The sequence below is a fragment of the Halolamina salina genome, assembly GCF_042678005.1.
Classification (GTDB): Archaea; Halobacteriota; Halobacteria; order Halobacteriales; family Haloferacaceae; genus Halolamina; species Halolamina salina.
Genome location: NZ_JBHUDH010000050.1, coordinates 14,323 through 15,626, shown reverse-complemented (window position 1 = coordinate 15,626; position 1,304 = coordinate 14,323). Strand labels below are relative to the sequence as shown.

The 1,304-nt window shown below is 66.5% G+C and carries 2 protein-coding genes; both read left to right on the top strand.

Annotated elements, in window-relative coordinates:
* Nucleotides 1–116: 116 nt before the first annotated feature.
* On the top strand, nucleotides 117–293 hold the full coding sequence (locus ACFR9S_RS06130) for a hypothetical protein (protein WP_379732872.1): 177 nt from the start codon (nucleotides 117–119) through the stop codon (nucleotides 291–293).
* Nucleotides 294–342: 49 nt separating this feature from the next.
* Nucleotides 343–1,032 (top strand): uridine kinase, encoded by a 690-nt coding sequence (udk, locus tag ACFR9S_RS06125; protein ID WP_379732870.1) that lies wholly within the window; start codon nucleotides 343–345, stop codon nucleotides 1,030–1,032.
* Nucleotides 1,033–1,304 lie beyond the last annotated feature (272 nt).

Here is a 1,304-nt window from a genome sequence, read left to right as displayed (position 1 = left end):
GCGGCGTTCGCCGGCCGGGGCGAGGGGAACGGCGAGGGCGAGGCCGAACAGCTCAGCGCCTCGCTGTTCGACGCCGGAGCGTCACACTGACGTAGCCGGGCGTCGCTACCCCGGATATGGTCGACCTACCGGACGCCGCGTTCGTTCTCGGGAGTGGACTGCTCGCGTGGCTCGCCGCCGTCACGGCGACAGACGGCTGGAGCGAGCCCGCGATCGCGGTCTGGGCGGCGGTGCTCACCCTCGGCGTCGCCGCCGCCTTCCTCGCGGGCGACGAACTCGAACTGCCGGGCTGACTGCGCCGAAACAGCAGTTTGAAACGCCGCGCTCTCTTCGAACCGGGCGATGACTATCCCCTCGTTCGTGGTCGGGATCGCCGGCGGCACCGGCGCCGGCAAGACCACGGTCGCCCGCCTGATAACCGAGAGCGTCGGGGAGTCGGTGACGCGCATCCCCCTCGACAACTACTACGAGGACCTGAGCCACCTCGACCGCGAGGAGCGCGAGGAGATCAACTACGACCACCCCGACGCGTTCGAGTGGGAGCTGCTGCGTGAACACCTTCGGCAGCTCTCGGAGGGGCAGGCCGTGGAGATGCCCCAGTACGACTTCGAGATCCACAACCGCAAGGACGAGCGCGTGACGGTGCTGCCGACCGACGTGATCATCGTCGAAGGGATCCTCTCGCTGTACGACGAGGAGATCAACGACATGATGGATCTCCGGCTGTACGTCGAAACCGACGCCGACGTGCGGATCCTCCGGCGGATCAAGCGCGACGTGATCCAGCGCGGCCGGGAGCTGGAGGACGTGATCGACCAGTACCTCTCGACGGTGAAGCCGATGCACGAGCAGTTCATCGAGCCGACGAAGAAACACGCCGACCTGATCATCCCCGAGGGCGCGAACTCGGTGGCGGTCAATCTGCTGGAGGAGAAGATTCAGGCCGAGATCGAGGGCGAGGGGACCCGGACGTGGGAGCGGGGCGCGCTCGATCAGCAGTTGGGCGAGCGGATGTCGCTGGACGAGGAGTAGTCGTTTTTCGGTGGGAGGTGTCTTTCTGTACAGGGCGGAGTTTGCGCGGCTGTTTCTGGTTGATCGGTTAGTGTCTGCGAACGTTGTTGGTGGGTGCACGGAGTTCGAAGACTGACCGCAAACAGGACCGCGGAGTGAGCATGACCACTTGTGACCGCACCGCCCCGCACAGCCCACAGACCTCCCCAGCCGACTCCCTCTCTCGCTTCGCTCGATCGGTCGTCCCTCGCGCGCTCGTTCGCGCACGGAGGCGCTCACGTCGCGCGCCACCG

Bases quoted from the DNA above. Each gene is read 5' to 3' on its own strand.
- ACFR9S_RS06130 (WP_379732872.1), top strand. From the start codon at position 117: ATGGTCGACCTACCGGACGCCGCGTTCGTTCTCGGGAGTGGACTGCTC.
- udk (WP_379732870.1), top strand. From the start codon at position 343: ATGACTATCCCCTCGTTCGTGGTCGGGATCGCCGGCGGCACCGGCGCC.